Origin of the sequence: Xenorhabdus sp. SGI246 (genome assembly GCF_040838225.1) — a bacterium.
In the GTDB taxonomy this organism is placed as follows: Bacteria; Pseudomonadota; Gammaproteobacteria; order Enterobacterales; family Enterobacteriaceae; genus Xenorhabdus; species Xenorhabdus indica.
This window is the reverse complement of record NZ_JBFPEZ010000034.1, coordinates 19,668-42,234: the sequence shown is the minus strand read 5'-3', so window position 1 is coordinate 42,234 and position 22,567 is coordinate 19,668. Positions and strand designations below refer to the sequence as shown.

The 22,567-nt window shown below is 38.7% G+C and carries 24 protein-coding genes; 10 read left to right on the top strand and 14 right to left on the bottom strand.

What is annotated here, in order from left to right; genetic code table 11:
* Positions 1-297: 297 nt before the first annotated feature.
* Both ABLA85_RS08510 and ABLA85_RS08505 read right to left on the bottom strand, forming a co-directional pair.
* Positions 298-936 carry a hypothetical protein gene (locus ABLA85_RS08510; protein ID WP_367963108.1) on the bottom strand — a complete coding sequence of 213 codons (639 nt, stop codon included), beginning with the start codon at positions 934-936 and terminating at the stop codon, positions 298-300.
* A gap of 152 nt (positions 937-1,088) precedes the next feature.
* Positions 1,089-1,769, bottom strand: a complete 681-nt coding sequence (locus ABLA85_RS08505; RefSeq protein ID WP_367963153.1) for a transglycosylase SLT domain-containing protein — start codon at positions 1,767-1,769, stop codon at positions 1,089-1,091.
* Between the two features lie 287 nt (positions 1,770-2,056).
* On the opposite strand from ABLA85_RS08505, the gene ABLA85_RS08500 reads away from it, so the two are divergent.
* The 5 genes from ABLA85_RS08500 (at position 2,057) to ABLA85_RS08480 (ending at position 6,618) form a co-directional block, all read left to right on the top strand.
* The gene (locus tag ABLA85_RS08500; protein ID WP_367963106.1) at positions 2,057-2,971 is read left to right on the top strand and encodes a metal ABC transporter substrate-binding protein; all 915 of its coding nucleotides are present in this window, start codon (positions 2,057-2,059) and stop codon (positions 2,969-2,971) included.
* Positions 2,968-3,867: a manganese/iron ABC transporter ATP-binding protein gene (locus ABLA85_RS08495; protein ID WP_367963104.1), complete on the top strand. Its 900-nt coding sequence runs from the start codon at positions 2,968-2,970 to the stop codon at positions 3,865-3,867. The genes ABLA85_RS08500 and ABLA85_RS08495 overlap by 4 nt, the downstream gene beginning before the upstream one ends.
* Entirely contained in the window at positions 3,864-4,739 is an 876-nt protein-coding gene (locus ABLA85_RS08490; protein ID WP_323864908.1) for a metal ABC transporter permease, read from the top strand. The genes ABLA85_RS08495 and ABLA85_RS08490 overlap by 4 nt, the downstream gene beginning before the upstream one ends.
* Positions 4,736-5,611, top strand: a complete 876-nt coding sequence (locus ABLA85_RS08485) for a metal ABC transporter permease (RefSeq protein ID WP_099134672.1) — start codon at positions 4,736-4,738, stop codon at positions 5,609-5,611. The genes ABLA85_RS08490 and ABLA85_RS08485 overlap by 4 nt, the downstream gene beginning before the upstream one ends.
* Before the next feature lie 143 nt (positions 5,612-5,754).
* A complete protein-coding gene (locus tag ABLA85_RS08480; RefSeq protein WP_367963102.1) occupies positions 5,755-6,618 on the top strand; it encodes a fructosamine kinase family protein in 864 nt (287 codons plus the stop codon).
* A gap of 294 nt (positions 6,619-6,912) precedes the next feature.
* Here the strand turns inward: ABLA85_RS08480 and ABLA85_RS08475 are convergent, their stop codons facing one another.
* Positions 6,913-7,452, bottom strand: a complete 540-nt coding sequence (locus ABLA85_RS08475) for a YniB family protein (protein WP_367963101.1) — start codon at positions 7,450-7,452, stop codon at positions 6,913-6,915.
* A gap of 250 nt (positions 7,453-7,702) precedes the next feature.
* On the opposite strand from ABLA85_RS08475, the gene ABLA85_RS08470 reads away from it, so the two are divergent.
* Complete coding sequence (locus ABLA85_RS08470; protein WP_367963100.1) at positions 7,703-8,296, top strand: metal-dependent hydrolase; 594 nt, start codon at positions 7,703-7,705, stop codon at positions 8,294-8,296.
* A 439-nt stretch (positions 8,297-8,735) separates the two neighbouring features.
* A complete protein-coding gene (locus ABLA85_RS08465) occupies positions 8,736-10,124 on the top strand; it encodes an L-cystine transporter (RefSeq protein ID WP_367963098.1) in 1,389 nt (462 codons plus the stop codon).
* 214 nt (positions 10,125-10,338) lie between these two features.
* Here ABLA85_RS08465 and htpX read toward each other — a convergent pair whose 3' ends face one another.
* The 8 genes from htpX to ftnA form a co-directional block, all read right to left on the bottom strand.
* Positions 10,339-11,223: a protease HtpX gene (gene htpX / locus ABLA85_RS08460; protein WP_047680228.1), complete on the bottom strand. Its 885-nt coding sequence runs from the start codon at positions 11,221-11,223 to the stop codon at positions 10,339-10,341.
* A gap of 205 nt (positions 11,224-11,428) precedes the next feature.
* Positions 11,429-13,540, bottom strand: coding sequence for a carboxy terminal-processing peptidase (prc, locus tag ABLA85_RS08455; RefSeq protein ID WP_367963096.1), 2,112 nt, complete (start codon positions 13,538-13,540; stop codon positions 11,429-11,431).
* Positions 13,541-13,559: 19 nt separating this feature from the next.
* Positions 13,560-14,273, bottom strand: coding sequence for an RNA chaperone ProQ (gene proQ, locus ABLA85_RS08450; protein WP_340620340.1), 714 nt, complete (start codon positions 14,271-14,273; stop codon positions 13,560-13,562).
* A gap of 95 nt (positions 14,274-14,368) precedes the next feature.
* Entirely contained in the window at positions 14,369-14,866 is a 498-nt protein-coding gene (locus ABLA85_RS08445) for a GAF domain-containing protein (protein ID WP_367963094.1), read from the bottom strand.
* A 626-nt stretch (positions 14,867-15,492) separates the two neighbouring features.
* Positions 15,493-15,864, bottom strand: coding sequence for a YebY family protein (locus ABLA85_RS08440; RefSeq protein ID WP_367963093.1), 372 nt, complete (start codon positions 15,862-15,864; stop codon positions 15,493-15,495).
* 158 nt (positions 15,865-16,022) lie between these two features.
* Entirely contained in the window at positions 16,023-16,985 is a 963-nt protein-coding gene (gene copD / locus ABLA85_RS08435) for a copper homeostasis membrane protein CopD (protein ID WP_367963091.1), read from the bottom strand.
* On the bottom strand, positions 16,985-17,371 hold the full coding sequence (gene copC, locus ABLA85_RS08430; protein ID WP_367963089.1) for a copper homeostasis periplasmic binding protein CopC: 387 nt from the start codon (positions 17,369-17,371) through the stop codon (positions 16,985-16,987). The genes copD and copC overlap by 1 nt, the downstream gene beginning before the upstream one ends.
* A gap of 219 nt (positions 17,372-17,590) precedes the next feature.
* Positions 17,591-18,094 carry a non-heme ferritin gene (ftnA, locus tag ABLA85_RS08425; protein WP_367963086.1) on the bottom strand — a complete coding sequence of 168 codons (504 nt, stop codon included), beginning with the start codon at positions 18,092-18,094 and terminating at the stop codon, positions 17,591-17,593.
* 327 nt (positions 18,095-18,421) lie between these two features.
* Between ftnA and ABLA85_RS08420 the strand changes: the two genes are divergently transcribed.
* Positions 18,422-18,652 (top strand): DNA polymerase III subunit theta, encoded by a 231-nt coding sequence (locus tag ABLA85_RS08420; RefSeq protein WP_367963151.1) that lies wholly within the window; start codon positions 18,422-18,424, stop codon positions 18,650-18,652.
* 46 nt (positions 18,653-18,698) lie between these two features.
* Here the strand turns inward: ABLA85_RS08420 and pip are convergent, their stop codons facing one another.
* The 3 genes from pip to ABLA85_RS08405 all read right to left on the bottom strand — a co-directional run bounded on the left by pip (position 18,699) and on the right by ABLA85_RS08405 (position 20,387).
* The gene (gene pip / locus ABLA85_RS08415; protein WP_367963084.1) at positions 18,699-19,652 is read right to left on the bottom strand and encodes a prolyl aminopeptidase; all 954 of its coding nucleotides are present in this window, start codon (positions 19,650-19,652) and stop codon (positions 18,699-18,701) included.
* Between the two features lie 79 nt (positions 19,653-19,731).
* Positions 19,732-20,103 (bottom strand): protein YebF, encoded by a 372-nt coding sequence (gene yebF / locus ABLA85_RS08410; RefSeq protein WP_367963082.1) that lies wholly within the window; start codon positions 20,101-20,103, stop codon positions 19,732-19,734.
* 101 nt (positions 20,104-20,204) lie between these two features.
* The gene (locus tag ABLA85_RS08405; protein WP_367963079.1) at positions 20,205-20,387 is read right to left on the bottom strand and encodes a YoaH family protein; all 183 of its coding nucleotides are present in this window, start codon (positions 20,385-20,387) and stop codon (positions 20,205-20,207) included.
* Positions 20,388-20,555: 168 nt separating this feature from the next.
* Between ABLA85_RS08405 and pabB the strand changes: the two genes are divergently transcribed.
* Positions 20,556-21,926, top strand: coding sequence for an aminodeoxychorismate synthase component 1 (gene pabB / locus ABLA85_RS08400; RefSeq protein WP_367963077.1), 1,371 nt, complete (start codon positions 20,556-20,558; stop codon positions 21,924-21,926).
* Positions 21,923-22,492, top strand: coding sequence for a CoA pyrophosphatase (locus ABLA85_RS08395; protein WP_367963075.1), 570 nt, complete (start codon positions 21,923-21,925; stop codon positions 22,490-22,492). Before pabB ends, ABLA85_RS08395 begins: the two co-directional genes overlap by 4 nt.
* The last annotated feature ends 75 nt before the right edge of the window (positions 22,493-22,567 follow it).

Below are 22,567 nucleotides of genomic sequence, written 5' to 3'. Positions count from 1 at the left end.
CCTTATCTACAGTGGTGACCCACACGAAAGGTCACTTGTATGAAATATTTTACCTTAAATTTCAACACGTTAATTGCGGGCACTTGCTGCACCATGCAAGTTATGTACATAGTTAAGTACACAAAATTACAAACGACTCATGTACACCGCCTTAACTCGGAAGGGAATGTTATCACCCATATCATTTGGCAACAAATAAAAAGAACAACATAAGTATTGTCATTCTATTAACACATTTCTTTTCACCAAATAAAGCAGCAAATTTTGTTATGATTTCTCAATTTCAACCCTTGAACATTAATTATCCAATTTATGTTTAGCCAATTCCGTATTTATTTTTTTTATACGTCTCGGAGAGACACTCAATGTTAAAAAGCAAATGCCTAACAATTCTAAGATGATAATGAGGCATATCATCGCTATAAACTCCAAACTGGAGATATTTTGATTATCAATATATAGGGTTTTAAAAACGATGAAAATCATTAAAGCAAAAATAATGATAGACATTAACTTCTCAATCCAATAAGTTATCACATAAGAAGCATCAATTTTTATCTTTGCAAGATCTGCATTCACTATCACATATCTTTTCAATCTTCTAATATCGAATATATAACCTGATTCAATACCGAATGCAGCGAGTTTTATGACCAAGTGTCTGAGTTCCTTTGATTTAATCCTGGTTACTTTAAACATAATCTCAGAAGTAATAATGTCTTTGATATATTTTTTATCTTCCTGACTCAGATATTCATCATATTTTTCAAGATAATCAATATTGTTTGTGATCCTCCTATTTCTCAAGAAATTTAAACTGCGATAGAAATTTTTAAGCATTACCCAAATTCCGCCAAGAAATGCAGTCAAAGCTGATAATATTGATGCTATCGCAGAGTAGTTTCTTATTGACCAATCAAGTAAATCATCAAACATACATTCACCATTATAGTTTAATCAAATAACTATAGTATGAACGTCATATTCAAATTTTCCTCTTTCATGTTATTTTTTACTGACGGCATTCATTCTGGTTACATGGAGCATATCTATGTAAAAAACGTGCTCAAAACATGCCAAAAATCACACTACTCTAAGGCACGATAAGCATTCTTCACTTTCCATAAATAACGAGGTGCTTGTGGTGCAGGGTGATTATTCTGAACATAATGATAAAATTCATTCGGAGTCATTCGGTTAATTTTATTAATCGCCAAAGTACGATTGGAATCAAATGTCCGCAATAATGCCCCTGCACCATTAACATAAGCGACTATTGTTGCATAATATAAAGTTTCAGGATGGATAATCCCTTCCAAGTGCTGCTTTTTCAAAATACTGATATAAGCAGTGCCAAGATCAATGTTAGTTTCAGGATCTTTCAACTCTCGCATCGTTGGTTGCCCCGATTTTCCTTTCAATCGATAGGCATCCCGCCCTGCTGTAGAGGCCTTAATCTGCATCAATCCAACCGCATTAGATCTACTGATAACTTCTGGACGGAAACCGGATTCCACCTGGATAATTGCCTTGATCAAAGTTTCATCCACACCATATCGCTTTGCTGCTTGCTCAATAAACCCATCAAATGGCGTTGTTCTGGTTCGACTTATCAATTTACCAGAACCCAAAACAGCATTATTGCCACTGAATATTCCTTTAGGCGATGGACTATGATTCTTTACTTGATGGGATTCCTGACTGGTACACCCCGCTAACAATATTGCCAGAAAAATATAAACATGAATAAAATTTAATCTCACGAAAATTCTCCTGAACTAAAATTAACCTCATAAAGCATATATAATTTTATAAATAAAATAAAAATATTTTTATTTATCTCATCAAAATAAATTGAAGTAGTTATATTCAATAAAATTCAAAACACTAGACAATGTGCTGTTTTTTTGTTCGCATAGTAATTTCAAAAATAGGAAGAAAATTCAGGAAAATCTGCAAAATTATCATCCATATGACAGCATCACCTTGACTTTACAGAGATGATACTGATAATCATTATCAACAATTACAGACATAAAAAATAAGGATTACACTAATGAACAAAAAATATTCGCTCTCTGTACTCCCGATACTCAGTATAGCCGTTGCTCTCTTTTCGATCCTTCTATTCAGCCAACAAGCCCATGCTGATAAAAAATTCAGGGTCGTTACTACATTTACCATTATTCAAGATATGGCTCAAAATATCGCAGGAGATGCAGCGATTGTAGAGTCAATCACAAAACCGGGAGCAGAAATTCACGATTATCAACCCACCCCAAAAGATATTATTAAAGCAAAACGGGCAGACCTAATCCTCTGGAATGGCCTGAATCTTGAACGTTGGTTTGAACGCTTTTTCGAAAATATGCAGGATATTCCTGTTGCCGTCATTACCGAAGGCATTACACCGCTCCCAATCCGTGAAGGACCTTACAATCAAAATCCCAACCCACATGCCTGGATGTCTCCGAATAATGCATTAATTTACATTGAAAATATTCGCAAGGCCTTAGTCAAACACGATCCAGCGAATGCAGACACTTACAATAGCAATGCAAAGATCTATGCCGATAAGATAGCCAAACTGGATGCACCACTCAGAGAGCGCCTTTCTCGTATTCCCGAAAATGAGCGTTGGTTAGTCACCAGTGAAGGCGCTTTTAGCTATCTCGCTCAGGATTATGGTTTCAAAGAAGTCTATTTATGGCCGATTAATGCTGAGGCCCAGGGTACACCACAGCAAGTTCGCCGTGTCATTGATACTATGATGAAACATAATATTCCCGTTATCTTCAGTGAAAGTACTGTTTCAGATAAGCCAGCAAAACAAGTCAGTAAAGAGACCGGTGCTCATTACGGCGGAGTGCTTTACGTTGACTCTCTTTCTACATCAAAAGGCCCAGTGCCGACTTATATTGACCTACTGAATACAACAGTAGACACCATAGCAAAAGGATTTAATCAATGAGAAACACATCGTCACTATTTGAACATCCACATTTATTGGTTAACAACGCTACTGTTACTTATAACAATGGACACACTGCAATCTACGATGCCTGTTTTGATATTAAAGGTGGCACAATTTGTGCGTTAGTTGGTATGAACGGTAGTGGAAAATCCACATTGTTTAAAACCATTATGGGATTAGTGACACCTTCTCAAGGAAAAGTGACTCTCAATGCCCAATCCATTAAAACAGCATTAAAACAAAATATCATCGCATACGTTCCACAAACCGAAGATGTTGACTGGAATTTTCCGGTTCTGGTTTCTGATGTTGTGATGATGGGACGCTATGGAAAAATGGGATTCCTACGCAGGCCCAGTAAAATCGACCATCAAATCGTGAACAACTCACTTGAACGTGTCGGGCTAATTGAACTACGTGACCGCCAAATTGGTGAACTTTCCGGCGGACAGAAAAAACGTGCATTTCTGGCACGAGCACTAGCTCAGGAAGGAAAGGTTCTGCTACTAGATGAACCTTTTACCGGAGTAGATGTTAAGACAGAAAACGCTATTATCGATTTACTCCGTGACTTACGTGAAGAAGGGCACTTAATCTTAGTATCAACACATAACCTCGGTAGTGTTCCCGAATTTTGCGACCACGTTATTTTGATTAATCGAACCGTTCTGGCCAGCGGCCCAACTGAAACAACATTCACTCAGAAGAATCTGGAAATGACATTTGACGGTGTCTTGCGCCATGTCAACCTTTCTGGACCCGAACTCCATGATGATGATGACCCACGCTCTCTTACTGTCATTACCGATGACGAACGTGCCGCCGTATTTTATGGTCATAACCATCATGTTCCTCCACGACAAAATCAAAAACAGAAGGACAGCCAGCCATGATGGAATTGTTGTTACAACCATTTAATTATAACTACATGGTTAAGGCCATGTGGGTAAGTGCTATTGTTGGTGCTGTCTGTGCTTTTTTATCAGCCTATTTAATGTTGAAAGGCTGGTCATTGATGGGGGATGCTCTCTCCCACTCTGTTGTACCCGGTGTTGCCGGTGCATATGCTCTTGGTTTACCTTATGCTGGAGGCGCTTTTTTTACCGGTATGCTTGCAGCCTTATCAATGACACTGGTCCGTCACATCACACGATTACGTGAAGATGCAGTGATCGGTTTTATCTTTTCCACTTTTTTTGCCGCCGGGTTATTAATCGTTTCTTTAAACCCAACTTCTGTCAATGTGCAGACGATTATTCTCGGCAATATTCTGGGTATTGCTGATGAAGATGTTTTACAAGTAGAAATTATTATTGCTGTATCCTTCGTGATCCTAATGCTGCTCTGGAAAGATCTGTTGGTCGTTTTCTTTGATGAAGTCCATGCCCGATCTATCGGCTTATCACCACTACGACTGAAAATTATTTTCTTTACTTTATTAAGTGCCTGTACTGTTGCTGCCTTACAAACAGTAGGCGCCATTTTGGTTATTGCTATGGTCGTCACACCCGGAGCAACGGCCTATTTGCTGACAGATCGTTTTAAACACCTACTCATCATTTCGGTTGCTATTGGCTCACTAACAAGTTGTGTAGGTGCTTACATAAGCTATTTCCTCAATGGTGCAACCGGTGGTGTGATTGTCACAATACAAACTCTGATTTTCTTATTGGCTTTCTTTTTTGCACCTAAACATGGCATGTTAGCTTCTCGCAGACGGGCCAGAAAAGAATCTCAAGCATTAACTCAAGGAGGACACCCATGAGTACACTAATTGAACTCATCACGGAACCCTTTCTGCATGATTTCATGCAACGCGCAATTTTGGCAGCTATCGTTGTGGGTACGGTCTGCGCAGTACTATCATGTTACTTAGTGTTAAAAGGCTGGTCATTGATGGGAGATGCCATCTCTCACGCTGTTTTACCGGGTATCGTTCTGGCATTTGTCGCAGGTATACCACTTGCGATCGGTGCTTTCCTGTCAGGAATATTTTGTGCATTCGCCACCGGATATCTGAAAGAGCACAGTAGAATCAAAGAAGATACCGTAATGGGTGTTGTATTTTCTGGCATGTTTGCTTTTGGTTTAGTACTTTTTACCCGTATAGATACGGAACAACATCTGACTCATATCCTGTTTGGTAGTATACTCGGCATTACCGAAAATGAATTGATCCAAACATTCTGCATTGCAGGATTCACATTGGCAGTTGTACTGCTGAAACGCAAAGACTTTATGCTCTATTGCTTCGACCCCAATCAAGCAAAAGTGGTTGGCCTACCAGTAAAACTGCTCCACTATGGCTTGTTGTCCCTTTTAGCTCTAACCATTGTCGCTTCATTACAGGCTGTCGGTATTATTCTGGTCATTGCTATGCTGATTTCTCCCGGCATTATTGCTTTTATTCTCTGCCGGAGTTTTGATCGAATGTTGATTGTTGCCATAATAGCATCTGTTTTATCAAGTGTTTTAGGCACAATAATTAGTTTCCATATCGATGGTGAAACAGGACCATGCATTGTTATCATTCAGGCTATTTTCTTCACATTTGCTGTTATTTATGACCAAATAAAATTAGCTAGAAAGAAAATGCATAGAAAGTTGACCAAGGACATATTCTCTCCATCATTATGAGTATTCAATAAAATCAAATTAAAGGGCTATATCCGATTTAAATATAGCCCTGTCAATGGCATTTAAATTCCTTTTTAATCTGTTCAATCGTTGGTTCTGTATGTACTATGAGCGTAGTAATTGTCAACTTAATGAGGTGAATCATGTGGCAAACTGTTAGCCGTCTATTAAGTGAACATTTTGGTGAGGCAGAAATCCGCAATCAAACGGAATTATTAGGAGGTGACATTCACCATTCGTGGTCCATTGAGTATGGTGAACAACATATCTTTGTTAAATCCAACACGAAAGAGATGTTGACTGTTTTTAAAACAGAGGCAGAACAGTTGGAATTATTAGCGCGTAGTAAAACAACGCGCATACCTGAAGTTTACGGTGTTGGGCATGATCGTAATCATAGTTTTCTTATACTGGAATACCTTCCTATAAAACCATTTGATGCTCACAACGCGTATTGCTTCGGCCAACAACTTGCTAAGCTGCATCAATGGAATGAACAACCGAAATTCGGTTTTGATTTTGACAATATGCTTGGGACTACAATACAGCCTAATGGGTGGCAAAAACGCTGGAATCAATTTTATGCAGAAAAGCGTATTGGCTGGCAATTACAACTTGCAACAGACAAGGGAATGGTATTCGGGAATATCGATTCTATTGTCCAAAAAATCAGTGATAAATTGCATTCTCATCAACCTGAACCCTCTCTATTGCACGGTGATTTATGGCCAACAAATTGTGCATCATTAAACAACAATTGCGCCGTAGCATTTGATCCTGCATGTTATTGGGGAGATCGTGAATGCGACCTTGCTATGCTCCCTTTCTATCCTGAATTGCCTCTGCAAGTTCTTGACGGTTATCAAAGTGTTTGGCCATTACCGCCAGACTTTATTGAACGACAACCACTTTATCAACTCTATTATTTACTGAATCGCTGTAACCTTTTTGGTGGCGATAATTTTATTGCTGCGCAAACCATAATCGATAATATATTATCTGAATAATCATTCTGATTATCTACAGAATAAAGGAAAATTTCTTTTTCAAATCTAATCCAATGGTTAAAGTTATTAACTAGATTTCATTTAGTTATTATTTGATTTTTATAAAAATGCAAATAGAAATAAAGCAATTAAATAAATAATAAAAATTAATAACATCAATTAAATTTTATTATTCCAAATTTACGGGTATTATGTCTATCCGATATCAGAGTGTTATTTTAAGCAATTCTCCGTTCTATTCTTGGATATACCAGTAAGCTGCGGAGCTAACTACTCTCGCAGCTATCTTATATATTACCAACCTAATAATTTCGAGAAAAAATAGGCAATTGCGCCGATAATAATGGGGGATATATAAAGAATGAATATTTGGCTGAATAATGAATGGCTTGGAAATTTGACTTTAGATTCCAATTGCTCCTGAGTTACACCGCTCTCTTTAGCTTTCTCAAAGATCATATGGTCTTCAATTTGTTCCTTAATGAATTTGAATTGGCGGTATATCCTCAAACCAGATGCACTCATTGCCAAGCCGACAAACATCAGAAAATAGATAATCAAAAAACTGACATTTGCCCCTGTGATCATTGTCATATAGTCTGGAGTTGGAGAGTGCTTCCAAAAAAAATCCAAAAATGGTGTATTGAATTTGAGCATTTCAGCCATCATTCTCAAAAAATCATTCAATACTGCATTAATACCCTCAACTTTAACCTCATGTTGCCATATCAGGTTAACCACTGAAACTAAAGTTGACAAAAAAGCGGGGACAAAAATAATCCAACCCAACAGCCGCTTCGCAATAGCAACATATCTTGCTTGTTGATACGTCATTAATACTCCTCATGAGCATATACCCAATAGATTTCAAGTCATAACGCGACAGTAAGTGAACGAATCTCCAGAAGCATAGATAGCTATTCTAGACAAAAATCAGTTAAATATTAGTGTCATATGTTAATAAATAAAAGATTTTTCTTGTTTACCCCCTATTCAACTTATACAAAACCCTCTATACTAGCGCGCACTGTATACATAAACAGCAATAGATATCAATATAGCAAACAATTCAGTATAAATAATTATGACAGCAGAAGGGCATCTTCTTTTTTCGGTTGCCAGCCTTGTATTGGCTCATCAGCTAGAAATTACTCCAGAAATAGCACAGGGAGATTGGTTGCATATGCTTCCTGGTGTACTTTTGGCTTCTTTATTACCTGATATTGATCATCCACATTCAACATTAGGCAGGTTATTCCGTTTTATTTCCATTCCTATTGCACGACTTTGTGGGCATCGTGGATTTACACATAGCCTATTGGCACTAGTTGTTGGCATTATTCTCTTTCAGACCAAAATGCCCGCTGACTGGCCCATACCAACTGACTTTTTTCATGCCATGATCGTAGGTTATATCAGCCATTTGATTGCAGATATGCTTACGCCAGCAGGTATCCCTCTCCTATGGCCACTAAAAATGCGTTTCCGAATACCTATATTAAAGGGAAAAGAGCGCAAAAAAGCGGAACGATTGATAGCCGTTTTGCTTGTAGTGATTGCTATTTTCATTCCACAATACATTGACTTATCGTTTATGCACTATTTAGACAAACTACCGTTCGATAAGCTGCTACTTGATAAGTTAAATATCGATAAATTACAAAATCTATATAAGTAATTGAGTTTATTTTTAATGAAATCATAACCCCATATTTTCAATGGGGTTAACTTAAAATATAAATATTTCTTTTTAATTTTTACTAATCATTTTCATCTTCGGTGTCGCTATTTTGTTAATTATGAGCTCCTACTATGACGTAATGATCTCAAATATATTAATTATATAACACCAAAAAACTCATATATCACTCGCTAAATCCCTGCATACTGTTACCAAACCTAGACAAGATACAAATAAATTACATAAGAACATATAACTAATTGCACTATATAGTGATAAATAATTATATTATATTCTTTTTAATTATAAGAAAGCCAATTCTTATATTGATATCATGTATAGTTAATAGAATATATGGTGCAACTTCTTGTTATAACCTGAAGTAAGCATATCCCATACAAAAAAATCATATTAGTCAGAATATTGGAGACTGGGGATGAATTTACCACTCATTATTAATGTGCTGATTTTCGCAGCACTACTCGTAGTATTAGCTAAAACGAGTTCAGATCAATGGAGCCTATCCAAGAAAGTTCTTATCGCCCTGATTGTAGGCGTTTTTTTTGGATTGGCATTAAATGTAATTTATGGTGCACACAATCCTGTTGTGAAAGAATCAATTAAATGGTTCAACATTGTCGGTAATGGTTACATACAATTATTACAGATGGTCATTATGCCATTGGTTTTTGCCTCTATACTGAGTGCAGTTGCACGTCTGCATAAGGCGTCTTCTTTAGGAAAAATCAGCTTCCTGACTATCGGTACTCTACTACTCACTACCGCCATTTCCGCTTTAGTTGCTATTGTTATCGCCAATATGTTTGGCTTAACCTCTGCTGGATTAATCCAAGGCACGCAAGAAACTGCGCGTCTGTCGGCGATTGAAGCAAACTATATTAATCGAGTATCAGATCTGAGTGTACCGCAATTAATCCTCTCTTTTATTCCTAAAAATCCATTTGCAGATCTCACAGGAGCAAGTCCAACTTCAATTATCAGTGTAGTAATTTTTGCAACATTCCTGGGAATTGCAGCATTACAAATGATAAAAGATGACCGCGAGCGTGGTGAACGAGCGCTTGTTGCTATCGATACTATGCAGGCATGGGCAATGAAACTTGTCAGACTGGTTATGCGCCTCACTCCATACGGTGTAATGGCATTAATGACTAAAGTTGTTGCCAGCTCCAATATTCACGATATTGCACAATTAGGTAATTTTGTTGTTGCTTCCTATGTCGCTTTAGCTCTCATGTTTGTTGTACACGGTGTTCTTCTGGCGTTGACAGGCATTAACCCACTGAAGTTCTTCAAAAAAGCAGGTCCTGTACTGACATTTGCCTTTACCAGCCGTTCGAGCGCTGCAAGTATTCCATTAAATGTTGAGACACAAAGCCGTCGTCTTGGTGTTCCGGAATCTATAGCTAGTTTTTCCGCTTCATTCGGGGCAACTATCGGTCAAAATGGCTGTGCCGGTATTTATCCTGCAATGTTAGCAGTAATGGTTGCTCCAACTGTTGGAGTTGATCCTCTTGACCCTCTATGGATCGCAACTCTCATTGGTATCGTGACAGTCAGCTCTGCTGGTGTGGCTGGTGTGGGTGGTGGTGCTACATTTGCTGCACTTATTGTTCTACCTGCAATGGGATTACCTGTTACTTTAGTCGCCCTGTTGATCTCTGTTGAACCTCTTATTGATATGGGCCGCACAGCGTTAAACGTCAACGGAGCAATGGCAGCTGGCACAATTACCAGCCAATTAATGGGTAAAACTGATAAAAAAACATTCGAACAAGATGAAGTAATATTGCGTCAATCTTAATCAAGATCAATTCATTACTCACTTCCCTCATCTTTGTATCTCAGTACAAAGGTGAGGTTCAAAATCTTATCCCCTTTTTTCTCCAACCAAACTTTCTCAATTCAATTCCATTTCTTTCTGACAAACACCATCAAAAAAAGCCGGGGTTCATCTGAACCCCGGCTTTTACTTTAATTAATTTTTAAAGCTTTCATCTAAAAATCAGAGAAGAACATTACTTTAAATACTCACCGCTACGCAGAGCTTCAATACGTTTATCTAATGGAGGGTGAGATAAAAATAGCTCGCTGAAACTTTTAGACTTGCCATTAATACAAAACGCCATCATGCTGCCTTCTTCCTGAGGCTCATAACTGGTTTTGAGACGCTGTAATGCCGCAATCATTTTTTCTCGTCCAACAAGTTTCGCTGACCCTGCATCTGCGTGAAATTCACGGTAACGGGAAAACCACATGGTAATGATGCTTGCAAGGATACCAAATACAATCTCCAGAACCATAGAAAGGATCATGTAAACAATAGGGTTACCGTTACTGCTGCTTTCGCTCTCATCATCGCTGCTGGACAGGAAACTTGCAGCCGCTTGTGCGATAATACGAGAAATAAAGATAACGAATGTGTTTACAATCCCTTGCAATAACGTCATTGTTACCATGTCACCATTAGCAATGTGGCTAATCTCATGAGCAATTACAGCTTCCGCCTCATCACGACTCATGTTATTCAATAATCCAGTACTAACAGCAACCAAAGAAGCATTACGACGAGCTCCTGTCGCAAATGCATTAATATCAGGCGCATCATAAATGGCAACCTGTGGCATGGTAATACCAACCTGATCAGACTGGCGACGGACAGTTTCCATCAGCCAAAATTCCATTTCGTTAGATGGCTTTTCAATAACCTGGCCGCCAACAGAACGTAATGCCATCCATTTCGACATTAACAAAGAAATAAATGCACCACCAAAACCAAACAACCCAGCCATTATCATGAGACCAGCTACACTACTTCGCTGAACTCCTGTGAGTGAAAGTATTATCCCAAACACTACCATAACAGCCAGGTTAGTGAGCAGGAACAAAGCAATTCGCATCATATAAATTGGCTTCCTATAATAATCAAACAGTTCAACTAAAAGTAAATCATAAGATGGGGGCTGAACCCATATTATTCAATTTTTTTAAGACGTTAAGCGACAAAATCGACGTAACTTTACAATATTATATAAGATCCAGCCAATAATAGAAAAGCCGACTATCAAGCCGACTTTTTATCCATAAATTAAATAACGAAGTTTGAAATCACTTCGCCTGAGACATTTCAGCAGGCTGATGAGACAAATCTAAAGCAATCTGTACTGATTCATCTAAATAAGGATCTGGATCTTTATAATCTTTTGGCAAATCATCAAGTGATGTAAGTGACTTCTTCCCTTCACGTTTAAAACGCTCATTAATGCGATTTAATTTAATCACCTCATATTCTTTATTTTCTTTATCTCGCTCTGCATAGTTTAACGAATAAACACCATGACGCGCTTTTAGCACCTTGTAATAGGCAATATCCTGATTGATATATTTGAATTCAGGATCATTGGTGATACGCTGATGATGCAGTTTGGTCAATAACGGTATTAACTCTGAAATTTTCTTTGAAGAAGTATAATTTGCCGGTTGAATGCTATCCCACGGCAGAGCATTGTCTTCCTGACTTTCACTTATATCAGATGGCTCTTTCCCTGTTGGCATAAGGATATCAGGCGTTACGCCTTTAAGTTGAGTACTACCACCGTTCACCCGATAAAATTTCTGAATGGTATATTGTACCGAGCCAATCTCTGGCCAATCAGGACTTAGCATCTGATCATAAATGCGATTCAAAGAACGATATTGCTGAACAGTTCCTTTACCAAAAGTAGGCTCACCAACGATCAATCCACGCCCATAATCTTGCATAGCAGCTGCAAAAATTTCAGATGCGGAAGCACTTCGGTTATCAACTAAAACAACCAAAGGCCCTTTATAATAGATTGCTTCATCAGTATCCGAATCTTCTTTAATCCGACCTGTATTATCTCTAATCTGCACAATCGGCCCCGTTGAGATAAACAAACCAGAAAGTGAGACAGCTTCTGTTAACGCACCACCACCATTACCACGTAAATCAATGACAACTGCAGAAACATTTTGTTTCGCCAATTTTTGCAACTGTACTTTTACATCATTTGTCAGACCAATATAAAAACTTGGTATATCAAGTATCCCAACCTTCTCTTTACCAACAGTTTTAACTGACATCTTAACTGCATTATCTTCAAGACGGATATTTTCACGCGTTAAGGTGATAATGTGACTTTTAGCGCCTTTTGTGCTTGGGATGATTTCAAGACGGACCTTACTACCTTTTGGCCCCTTAATCAGGGCAACAACATCTTCCAGACGCCAACCAACAATATCTACAATTGGTTTACCCGCCTGCCCCACTCCAATAATTTTATCTCCGACTTTAAGTAAATTACTTTTGGCTGCTGGCCCTCCCGCAACCAGTGAGCGGACAGATACATATTCATCATCATACTGCAAAACAGCCCCAACACCTTCAAGAGAAAGGCTTATCTCTGAATTAAACTGTTCTGTATCACGAGGAGAGAGATAGCTAGTATGCGGATCTATTTCACGAGCAAAAGCCATCATAATTGTTCGGAAAACGTCTTCACTTTTACTCTGAGTAAGATGTTTTAACAAAGTTCGATAGCGTTTTGTCAGTACTTCCTTGATCTCTTTGTCATTTTTACCTGACAGTTTGAGATTTATCCAATCAGATTTAATCTTGGCATCCCAAAGATTATTTAATTCTTCAACACTCTTAGACCAAGGCGCTTTATCACGTTCTGTTTCAAGTGTATCGTTACCATCTAGATGGATGGGCTTTTCCAATCGGGAAAGCGCATATTGATAGCGTTCAAAACGACGTTTCTGCTGTAAATTAAATAACGCATATGGAAGATGCAAATCACCGTTTTCAAGCTCTTTGCCTAAGAGCCCTTTTTGCGCAGCAAATTGTGTAATATCTGATGCCAGAAAAACGTTGTGTCCATAATCCAGCATATTTAGGTAACGATCAAAAACCTTACCTGAAAAATCGGCATCCAGACTAAAATGGCGGTAATGAGAACGGAGAAAACGGGAAACAATCCGTTGACTCACTGTCGGATGTTGTAGCTCTGGCTTTAGATCGGGTAACTGATTGATAGTAACAACAAGGGGATTATTTCCACCTGCTGTACCAACACCAGCTACATCAGAATTAGTGGCATTGTTATTACGGCTTACACTGTCATTAACAGTGCTTGCGTGCCCTATACCAGAAAATGATAGTACTAAAACGAAAGCCAAAGTAATGAGTTTGTTCATGCCCAAGTTGGCCTCCGTATCAGAACTTTAAGTGTTCTGCGCGTACAATCATTGCCAAACCAGTAGGTAATTGCACTCTTACACCATCTTTTGCAATTTCCAGCACAGAAGCATCCATGAGGCTTTTTCCTACATTCACTTTGATTGTCTGGCCGACTTTCAGAGAGGATACATCAGTTACTGACGTTAATTCAGGTTGTGCAATTTTTTTGGTCGTTTTATCTGCTGGCTTACGTGATTGTTGCAGATGATCCTGCGAACGTGATGGACGCTTTTCATCTTTTTTACCTGCTGACGGGCGACGACGAGGCGCTGCCTTTTTATTCACAGGACGTTCGCTTTTCTTGTCAGATACGTTTTCTGTTTCACGTTTTTTGGCACGTTGTTCAGCTCGTTGAGCTTGTACCCGAGCTTTAGCTTCCGCTAATTGCTGACGCGCATGTTCAATATGTTCAGCTTCCAGTTCACCACACGCATTACCATCAAGGTCAACACGCTGAGCACCTTCTTTAACTCCATAAAGGTAACGCCAACTGGAAGTATACAAGCGCAGAGCAGAACGGAGCTGTGTTTTACTTAAACACTCTTCGCCCTGAATACGTTCAACGATATCCTGAAAGATCCCGATTTTTAAAGGACGTGCTTCGCCTTCTGCGGCAAAACAAAGCGGGAATCGTTCAGCCAAAAAAGCAATGATTTCTTTACTACTGTTCAACTTAGGTTGATTTTCCATGAAATTTCCTGATTACAACGGTTTTGCCAACCAGCGCAGGCATGAACAGGCGACATTATAATAGTGTTGCTGATAAATGCCACGTCATACATAGGTTAAGTTACATTCTGTTGCAGATATTTTGGCACAACACATTGCCCCAAATGCTCACAAAGCCTGCTAACAAGCGCTTTTAAGCCATGTTCATCATGTTCGTCAAACCGATCAAAAACCGTGCTGTCAATATCCAAAACGCCAATAACTTGACCATTAATTTCCAAAGGAAGGACAATTTCAGCATTACTGGCAGCATCACAAGCTATATGACCGGGAAAAGCATGTACATCGGAAATACGCTGGATACAATTCCTTGCTACAGCGGTTCCACATACACCTTTCCCTATAGGAATACGAACACAAGCAATTTTACCTTGGAACGGCCCTAAAACTAGGGTATCACCATCTACCAAGTAAAAGCCAACCCAATTAACATTACCCAAACGTTCATATAACAATGAACTTGTATTTGCAAGAGATGCGATCAAATTATATTCGCCTGATAATAGAGCAACCAAGCTATCTGATAGTTCCCGATAAAATTCACGTTTGTCCATACACACCTACACAACAGCCAGATAAGAAACAATTTAATAACAATAAAACAACAAAATAGATTTCCCAAGGACATCAAACCATTCTGGTAAATCTTCTACTATCCTTATATCACTGTCCCAGAATACCGCCTGAATCTCAGAATTAAAATTTTCTTTTAATATTTTACCAGTATTCACTTATGAAATTCAGTTAGTTATCACAGCTTATATTAGAAAATTACCTAATTTGCAGTCAAAATCGTGCCCCTGCTCATATTATTAGCAAACACTTCACTAAAAAACGAGTAATTGGCCACTTGCTATTTAGGCATTTATCTACCGCCACACTAAATCTTGAAATCCATAAGGTATATTGAATAGATTATACAAGTTAAGAAAAAGAGATCATCTTGAGAAAAAGGAGTAAAATTATTCAGTTTTCATGGTAAACACAATAAAAAAAGGCCGAGCTCACTCCTCTACTCGGCCTAGGGAAAATGGCTCTGTTTAGAGAGCCGTGCGCTAAAATGCCATTGAGACGTAGAACAACTTACCTCTTAAAGAGTAGTTGACACACAGTAAATTACCAAATTTTGTTAATTATTTAGCTCGTTAATTAACATATATATCAGCAGTAAAAATTACGGTTATTTTTTATCGCTTGCTTTACCATTACTTGTTTGATCATTGCATAGCACCATAGCCGCTTTCTGAAATGGCTCAATACTCATTTTTCGATTGCGATGTTCAGGATCATCTAAAAGTATCGTACTTAGCGGGGTGGCAATAACTTGGTTATTTTTCATCATTTCTACTGCGCGCTCATTGAGTGGATATTGCATAAGCGTACTGGGGTTGATCACAAACAGTGCATTTCCTGAACGACAATCGAGCATAACCTCTTCACGAGTAAAAGCCCATTGTTTCCCAAACTGTAATTTACTAATGGTTTGTATTGGAGCAGCAATCCCGTGAAAAGAGAAAAATAAAAAAGATAAAAACCCAAATACTCGTTTCATCATCATCCCCCTGATAAACATATAAGCTGAATTCTACCGCCCTTTTTCTTGTTTATATACCCATCGTCTTACAAGTTGCCGCTTTATTAGTCATAACTTAAAAATCATACTTAAAAAAACCTATACATATATCTAAGCTCATACCAACTATTCAAGGATCACACAGGAGGCTCTGTCGCAAAGATAGCAACACATAATAGAGCACCAGTTCCCAGTATGATTTCCAACCAACTGTTCACTATGAGTAATTCATAACGTCCTTTCTGCTTTAATTTGGGCACCAGAATATAACGATTGATCAAGGCTAAAATAACCATAACTGTAACAAGTATGATTTTCAGCCATAGCATTGATTGATATTCGGAAGCAAGGGAGTCAAAAGTCAGCCAGCCAGGAATTAAAATGGCACTGCTTATAATTCCTGTGATAATCACCAAAAAAACAGCTATGTGCCCGTAGTTAGAAAATCGCCTCATTGCAACTACACTTTCAGTATACAGGCTATTCTCCATACTATAACTATCTTCTACCTGGTGAAAAACTGAGTTTGATTTGGAAATATCTTTTAAACGCAAGAATTGCAGGCATAACAAAAAAGGCCATAGCCCGCCGAACCAATAGCCTGCACTAAGCAAATGAACAATCTGATTCACCTGAAGTAGTAAACCAAGCTCCCCTTCATACATAGTAGCATGGCCAATGAAAGCATGGCTTGAGAGCAAAATAACAGAGCAGCCTAATAACAAGAAATTCTTTGTCTTAGAATCTCCAGCATTAGTACGTAAAAAGAATATTCCCACAACAGCAAGTGCAGCAACCAACAATTGCCATTGCCATACTTTACCAAAAGAAGTTGTTAATACTGCCTGCCATATTTCAAACTGATAAACGTCGTGCCAGCCATCCCCCATTAACCCCGCCTGTACAATAAACCAAACCATTGAGGTTACAAAAGCCAATACTGTGCTAATTGCCAGACCGACTCTCAGCCGTTTTTTAATCAAAACTAAAAAATGGCCTGAGGTAAGTAGAGTAGTAAACAAGCTGAACCCAAACATCAGCATAACTACCACAAAATGCAAGAATCGGCAGAGTACGTATAATGCCTCAAGTGAAATCATTATTTTACAGTAAAATTGTAAACACCCTTCGTTTTATGACCGTCGACAGAAAGAACACGCCAGTCAACACGATATTCCCCTGCTGCCAGTTTGTCCTCTACAGGCAGGATAAGTTTAGTTTTAGTCGCAGGATCAAGTGCTAGCTTACCTGTTTTAATCTCTTTCTTTTCTGGGCCAATTAATTTTACTTTGCTAAACCCAAGTTCAATGCGTTCTGAGAAACTCAGGGTTATAGCTTGTGGTGCGGCTTCCACCGTTGTATTTTCTGCCGGAGTCTGATCTTTCAAGTGAGCATGAGCTAAAGCCTGTTGGCAGGACATACCGACAAACAGAACAACCAAAGCAGACAAATTGCTCCAGAATGAACGGATATTAAAAATAGACATGATAGATAACCCTTTAATATACAGGTGAATTTTTATGCTTAAAGGGGATTTTATAACAAACGATAAATTTAATCTGTGGTGAAAGTCCTGACCTGTGAAGCACTGCGCAAAAAACAAAAATAGGAGATAAAACGAAAAAAGTGTAATTCCTGCTTAAAAATAAGCAAAAAACAGGAATTACGGTAAAAATCATGCAGATTGATTTATCTTAGTGCTTTCTTAAGCATGAGCTGGAACTGAGAGTCCTTTCAAATCTTTATCAAGTAAAAATAAAGACTTACCACTTTCACCCACCATATCCAGCTTATCCAAGATAGATTTGAATAATTTTTCTTCTTCGTGTTGTTCAGCCACATACCACTGTAAGAAGTTAAATGTAGAATAATCCTGGGTTATCATCGCTAAGTGAGCCAATTTATTGATCTCTTCCGTGATCAATTTTTCGTGTTCATAGGTTTGATTGAACACATCAGAAATAGAATTAAATTCAACAGGTGGAGCATGAATAGCCCCCAGTACAGGCATTGCTCCTGTATCGCCCAGATAATCAAATAAACGCTGCATATGTTGCATTTCTTCTTGTGAATGGGTTCTCAGAAATGCAGCCGCACCTTCGTAACCTTTATCACCACACCATGCACTCATTTGCAGGTACAAATTAGCAGAATAAAATTCCAGATTTAATTGCTCATTTAATTTCGTGATCATTTCTTGTTTTAACATTAGCCACCTCCTAGAAATTTATTAATTCCGCATATTATGCCTATTAAAACTCAATAAAACAAAAATAAATTAAAAAAACACAACCAATTGATATTCAATAAATTATTTTTATTTTATAGCAATAATAAATCTCATTAAATATAAGAAAATAAGAATCAGTTTTATTTGATAAAATATTTAACCAAAGAATTAACATTTAATAAAAATGAGAATTGATATTATTAATATTTAAGAGGTGTTTTTTTATGCAAATAATGTCTTGCCAAATAAAGAAGACTCAATTAATTTTAACCTCTGGGAATACACAGTACTTTTGGAGAGGAAATGGTGGTGCATAACTTAGCTAAGTTATCTAAAAATGAGATGGATAAGGTCAATGTTGATCTGGCGGCATCAGGGGTTGCATTTAAAGAACGCTATAATATGCCTGTCATTCCGGACACTGTTGAGCAAACTCAACCACAACACCTGCGGGAATATTTTCAACAACGATTGAACCACTATCGCCAACAGTCGAGATATTTGTCTCGTTTGCCTTATGAGCCCAAAAGCCGTTAAATATGAAAAAAGAGGTAACCACCGCATAAGCGAGTGGTTATCATACCTATTTTCCAATAAATTTATCAGTTGCTGTAATTAACTGATGCAAAATTCCCGGTTCATCAAAGGAATGGCCTGCGCCTTCTACAATATAAAACTCTGCCTCTGGCCACGATTTCGCCAAATCCCAAGCGTTCTGTAACTGGCATGCCATATCATAACGCCCATGGATGATGACTGCGGGAATATGCCTGATAACGTCAACATGATCTAATAACTGCTGTGTCTCATCTATAAAACCGTTATTGATAAAATAATGGTTTTCAATACGTGCAAACGCCAACGCAAACTGTTCTTCTGCAAATGAATCTGCATGCTCAGAAGGTAATAGTGTGACAGTTTCCCCTTCCCAGGTACTCCATAAGCGGGCAGCTTCCAACTGCACTGCGAGGTCACTACTCGTGAGACGTTTATTGTAAGCCTTTATCACATCAGTACATTCTTCTTCAGAAAGAATAGAGAGTGTACGCTCCCACTTTTCCGGGAAAAACCGGGAAGCACCCCCCTGATAATACCATTGCAATTCTTGAGGCCGGAGTAAAAATATTCCCCTTAATACCAATTCCGATACAGAATTCGGATGTTTTTGTGCATAAGCCAGAGATAACGTTGACCCCCATGAACCACCAAAAACCAGCCACTTATCAACCCCCATCTGCTGACGTAAACGTTCAATATCATCAACCAGGTGCCATGTTGTATTATTTTCAAGACTTGCATGAGGTTTGGAACGGCCACAGCCACGTTGATCAAATAACATGACATGATAATGTTCCGGATCGAATAACTGCCGATGATAATTTGCTATTCCCCCTCCGGGTCCTCCGTGGATAAATACCGCAGGTTTACCTTCAGGATTACCGCAAAGCTCCCAGTAAATTTGGTGCCCGTCCCCAGTATCCAGATAGCCGGTTTTATATGCATCATAAGCTGGATAAAGTTTTCGTAATTCCGTCATAAAAAACCCTCACTCATTAAATAAAACGGGATACATTTCTAGTATCCCGAATACATTTGAAGCTGTCATGACAATTTGTTTATTTAACTTCACGATAACTGATAGTCTCTTTTTGACAATCAATTGTGGCGTTGTAACTTTTGTCTTTTTTAGAACCCCGGACAATAAGCGGAATCTGTAACGTATCTTTATCACCCGTAATATCATTGACATTTACCCACGCAACGGGTTTTCCTGTACCCAGTTGTTGCCTGTCTTTATCCCAATGCTTAAGGCGATTTTGTAAAAAATCTTGCTTAACTTGCGCTGCAATTTGATCTTTAGTCAAGTTTTTACAGGAAACAAATTTAGCCACATGATCATTTTCAGCAGCTAACGCAGCAAACGAAAGGAAAAATGCAACAATTACACTCAATAACCCAGTACGATGAATAAATTGATTTGTCTTCATATTACCTCCTATTACCATCCAAATTATATGGATTAAATGTTCGGTTAAACTAACATGTAATAGAAAGTAATTATGTGAGTTTTGTTAAAAATGCGTTAGTGCTATTTTACATCATCCTCAAATAAAACATGGATCTGCTCTTTGCCCTGATGCTTTTCCCGCAGCTCCTGAGCAACAATCGCAATGGCTTCTCCACTTCCCATCCCTTCAGAAATAAGTTGATGGATCCTGTCTACTGCGACTTGCTGCTCTTCATGGGATAATGCTGGCATACCTGAAAACATAGGATTAACCTCAAATATACGACAATAATTAGCGACAAGCTGTGATTATATACTCAATCAATTTTAAGTTGCAGTGTGACAACCAGTGAACAGGTATACCATTCTATGGTACTCTCCGTGCACTAATCAGTTATTTTTTCAATTGCCCAGCCAATACGAGTTCCTTCCATGAAGATTGCATTACAAAAACGTCAGTTACCTTATTCTCCTAATCTTGCTACCTGTTATTTCGCTCCACTCTCTGCCTCTCCCTGGGCAATGTTGTTGCATTCAGGTACAGCCCAACATCCACATAATCGTTTTGATATTCTTGTGGCTGAACCTATTGTGACTCTTGTAACACAAGGGGAATCGACAGAAATCAAAAGTCATGATGCAGTTTCTTATTCGCAAGATGATCCCTTTCTATTACTGAAAAAGTATCTTCATGCCTGTAATCTTACCGCACAGTTTGATCCCGACCTGCCATTTCAGGGAGGAGGACTGGGAGTATGGGGATATGACCTCGGACGACGAATTGAAAAGTTACCCGCCATAGCCATTAATGAACTGAATTTTCCAGATATGGCGATTGGGATCTACGATTGGAGTCTTATTATTGACCATCATCAGCAAAAAGCGACTTTACTCAGTTACCACGATATTGATAATCGTCTGGCATGGCTAAAATCACACACCAAAAATCAAGAAACCGATTTTGCTCTCACAAATTCATGGCAATCTAATATGAGTGAACAGCAATATCATGAAAAAATCGCTCAGATCCACCGTTATCTGCGTGATGGCGACTGCTATCAAGTCAACCTGGCCCAACGTTTTCATGCCGATTACCAAGGTGATGAATGGCAGGCATTCGAGCAACTGAATGAATGTAACCGTGCTCCTTTTTCAGCTTTTATCCGCTTGCCCGAAAATTGCATTATGAGTGTTTCACCTGAACGATTTTTATTGTTGGGAGATAAGAAAATCCAGACCAGACCAATCAAAGGAACACTGCCGCGCGATCAAGATCCAGAAAAAGATCAATTGCAAGCTGAAAAATTATCCAATTCCCGAAAAGATCGCGCTGAGAATCTGATGATCGTTGATCTCCTGAGAAATGATATCGGACGTGTTGCAACACCGGGATCGGTCAAAGTTCCGGAATTATTTATCGTTGAGCCTTTCCCGGCAGTACATCATCTCGTCAGTACTATTACAGCCGCACTGCCAGATAATTATCACGCAACCGATTTACTACGGGCTTGTTTCCCTGGTGGTTCCATTACTGGTGCCCCAAAAATTCGGGCTATGGAAATTATCGAAGAATTAGAACCACATCGCAGACATGGATATTGTGGAGCTATTGGCTATATTAGTTTCTGCGGTACAATGGACAGCAATATCACTATACGTACCCTGCTGACAGAGAAAGGAAAAATATACTGCTGGGCTGGTGGTGGTATTGTTGCAGATAGCATTGCGGAAAAAGAATATCAGGAAACATTCGATAAACTTGGACATATCTTGCCTAAATTAAGGGAACGCCAACTATTATGACCTCTCTTTCTGATTTTATTCATCGGTTTCAATTGCAACTGCCTGTACAACCAAAGTATCTAAGTAATAATCAGCGGAATGCCGCTGTATTATTGCCAATTATTTGTAAGCCAGAGCCAACACTGTTATTGACTCAACGAGCCAAAAGCTTACGTTCACATGCGGGGCAAGTTGCTTTTCCCGGTGGCGCAACTGATCCTGAAGATCATTCATTGATCGCTACCGCCTTACGTGAAGCAGAAGAAGAAGTCAACATTCCACATCATCAGGTACAAGTTTTGGGGCAACTCGCCCCATTAGACAGTAGTGGCGGGTATCGTGTTACACCTGTCGTCGGGTTGGTTTCGCCTCCCTTTTCTTTTCAGGTCAATCCAACAGAAGTAGATAGCGTTTTTGAAATTCCACTTTTTGATGCGCTCTCTCTTCCTTGCTATCGATATTTGGATATTAAACGACGAAACCGACAACATCGGATCTATTTTTACTGGTATCGTGAACAGATGATTTGGGGATTAACCGCTGCCATTATTTACCAACTGGCACAGCAAGTTCAAAAATCACTCTAGGAACGCTTGCTAGGGGTTATAAATTTGCACATTTATTATCCAAAATCATATCAATAGCTATTATAATTAAAAAAA

Excerpts from the sequence above, each read along its gene's own strand:
- ABLA85_RS08510 (WP_367963108.1), bottom strand. The coding sequence starts at position 936 with ATGTTTGATGATTTACTTGATTGGTCAATAAGAAACTACTCTGCGATA.
- ABLA85_RS08500 (WP_367963106.1), top strand. The coding sequence starts at position 2,057 with ATGAACAAAAAATATTCGCTCTCTGTACTCCCGATACTCAGTATAGCC.
- ABLA85_RS08495 (WP_367963104.1), top strand. The coding sequence starts at position 2,968 with ATGAGAAACACATCGTCACTATTTGAACATCCACATTTATTGGTTAAC.
- ABLA85_RS08490 (WP_323864908.1), top strand. The coding sequence starts at position 3,864 with ATGATGGAATTGTTGTTACAACCATTTAATTATAACTACATGGTTAAG.
- ABLA85_RS08485 (WP_099134672.1), top strand. The coding sequence starts at position 4,736 with ATGAGTACACTAATTGAACTCATCACGGAACCCTTTCTGCATGATTTC.
- ABLA85_RS08480 (WP_367963102.1), top strand. The coding sequence starts at position 5,755 with ATGTGGCAAACTGTTAGCCGTCTATTAAGTGAACATTTTGGTGAGGCA.
- ABLA85_RS08475 (WP_367963101.1), bottom strand. The coding sequence starts at position 7,452 with ATGACGTATCAACAAGCAAGATATGTTGCTATTGCGAAGCGGCTGTTG.
- ABLA85_RS08470 (WP_367963100.1), top strand. The coding sequence starts at position 7,703 with ATGACAGCAGAAGGGCATCTTCTTTTTTCGGTTGCCAGCCTTGTATTG.
- ABLA85_RS08465 (WP_367963098.1), top strand. The coding sequence starts at position 8,736 with ATGAATTTACCACTCATTATTAATGTGCTGATTTTCGCAGCACTACTC.
- htpX (WP_047680228.1), bottom strand. The coding sequence starts at position 11,223 with ATGATGCGAATTGCTTTGTTCCTGCTCACTAACCTGGCTGTTATGGTA.
- prc (WP_367963096.1), bottom strand. The coding sequence starts at position 13,540 with ATGAACAAACTCATTACTTTGGCTTTCGTTTTAGTACTATCATTTTCT.
- proQ (WP_340620340.1), bottom strand. The coding sequence starts at position 14,273 with ATGGAAAATCAACCTAAGTTGAACAGTAGTAAAGAAATCATTGCTTTT.
- ABLA85_RS08445 (WP_367963094.1), bottom strand. The coding sequence starts at position 14,866 with ATGGACAAACGTGAATTTTATCGGGAACTATCAGATAGCTTGGTTGCT.
- ABLA85_RS08440 (WP_367963093.1), bottom strand. The coding sequence starts at position 15,864 with ATGAAACGAGTATTTGGGTTTTTATCTTTTTTATTTTTCTCTTTTCAC.
- copD (WP_367963091.1), bottom strand. The coding sequence starts at position 16,985 with ATGATTTCACTTGAGGCATTATACGTACTCTGCCGATTCTTGCATTTT.
- copC (WP_367963089.1), bottom strand. The coding sequence starts at position 17,371 with ATGTCTATTTTTAATATCCGTTCATTCTGGAGCAATTTGTCTGCTTTG.
- ftnA (WP_367963086.1), bottom strand. The coding sequence starts at position 18,094 with ATGTTAAAACAAGAAATGATCACGAAATTAAATGAGCAATTAAATCTG.
- pip (WP_367963084.1), bottom strand. The coding sequence starts at position 19,652 with ATGACGGAATTACGAAAACTTTATCCAGCTTATGATGCATATAAAACC.
- yebF (WP_367963082.1), bottom strand. The coding sequence starts at position 20,103 with ATGAAGACAAATCAATTTATTCATCGTACTGGGTTATTGAGTGTAATT.
- ABLA85_RS08405 (WP_367963079.1), bottom strand. The coding sequence starts at position 20,387 with ATGTTTTCAGGTATGCCAGCATTATCCCATGAAGAGCAGCAAGTCGCA.
- pabB (WP_367963077.1), top strand. The coding sequence starts at position 20,556 with ATGAAGATTGCATTACAAAAACGTCAGTTACCTTATTCTCCTAATCTT.
- ABLA85_RS08395 (WP_367963075.1), top strand. The coding sequence starts at position 21,923 with ATGACCTCTCTTTCTGATTTTATTCATCGGTTTCAATTGCAACTGCCT.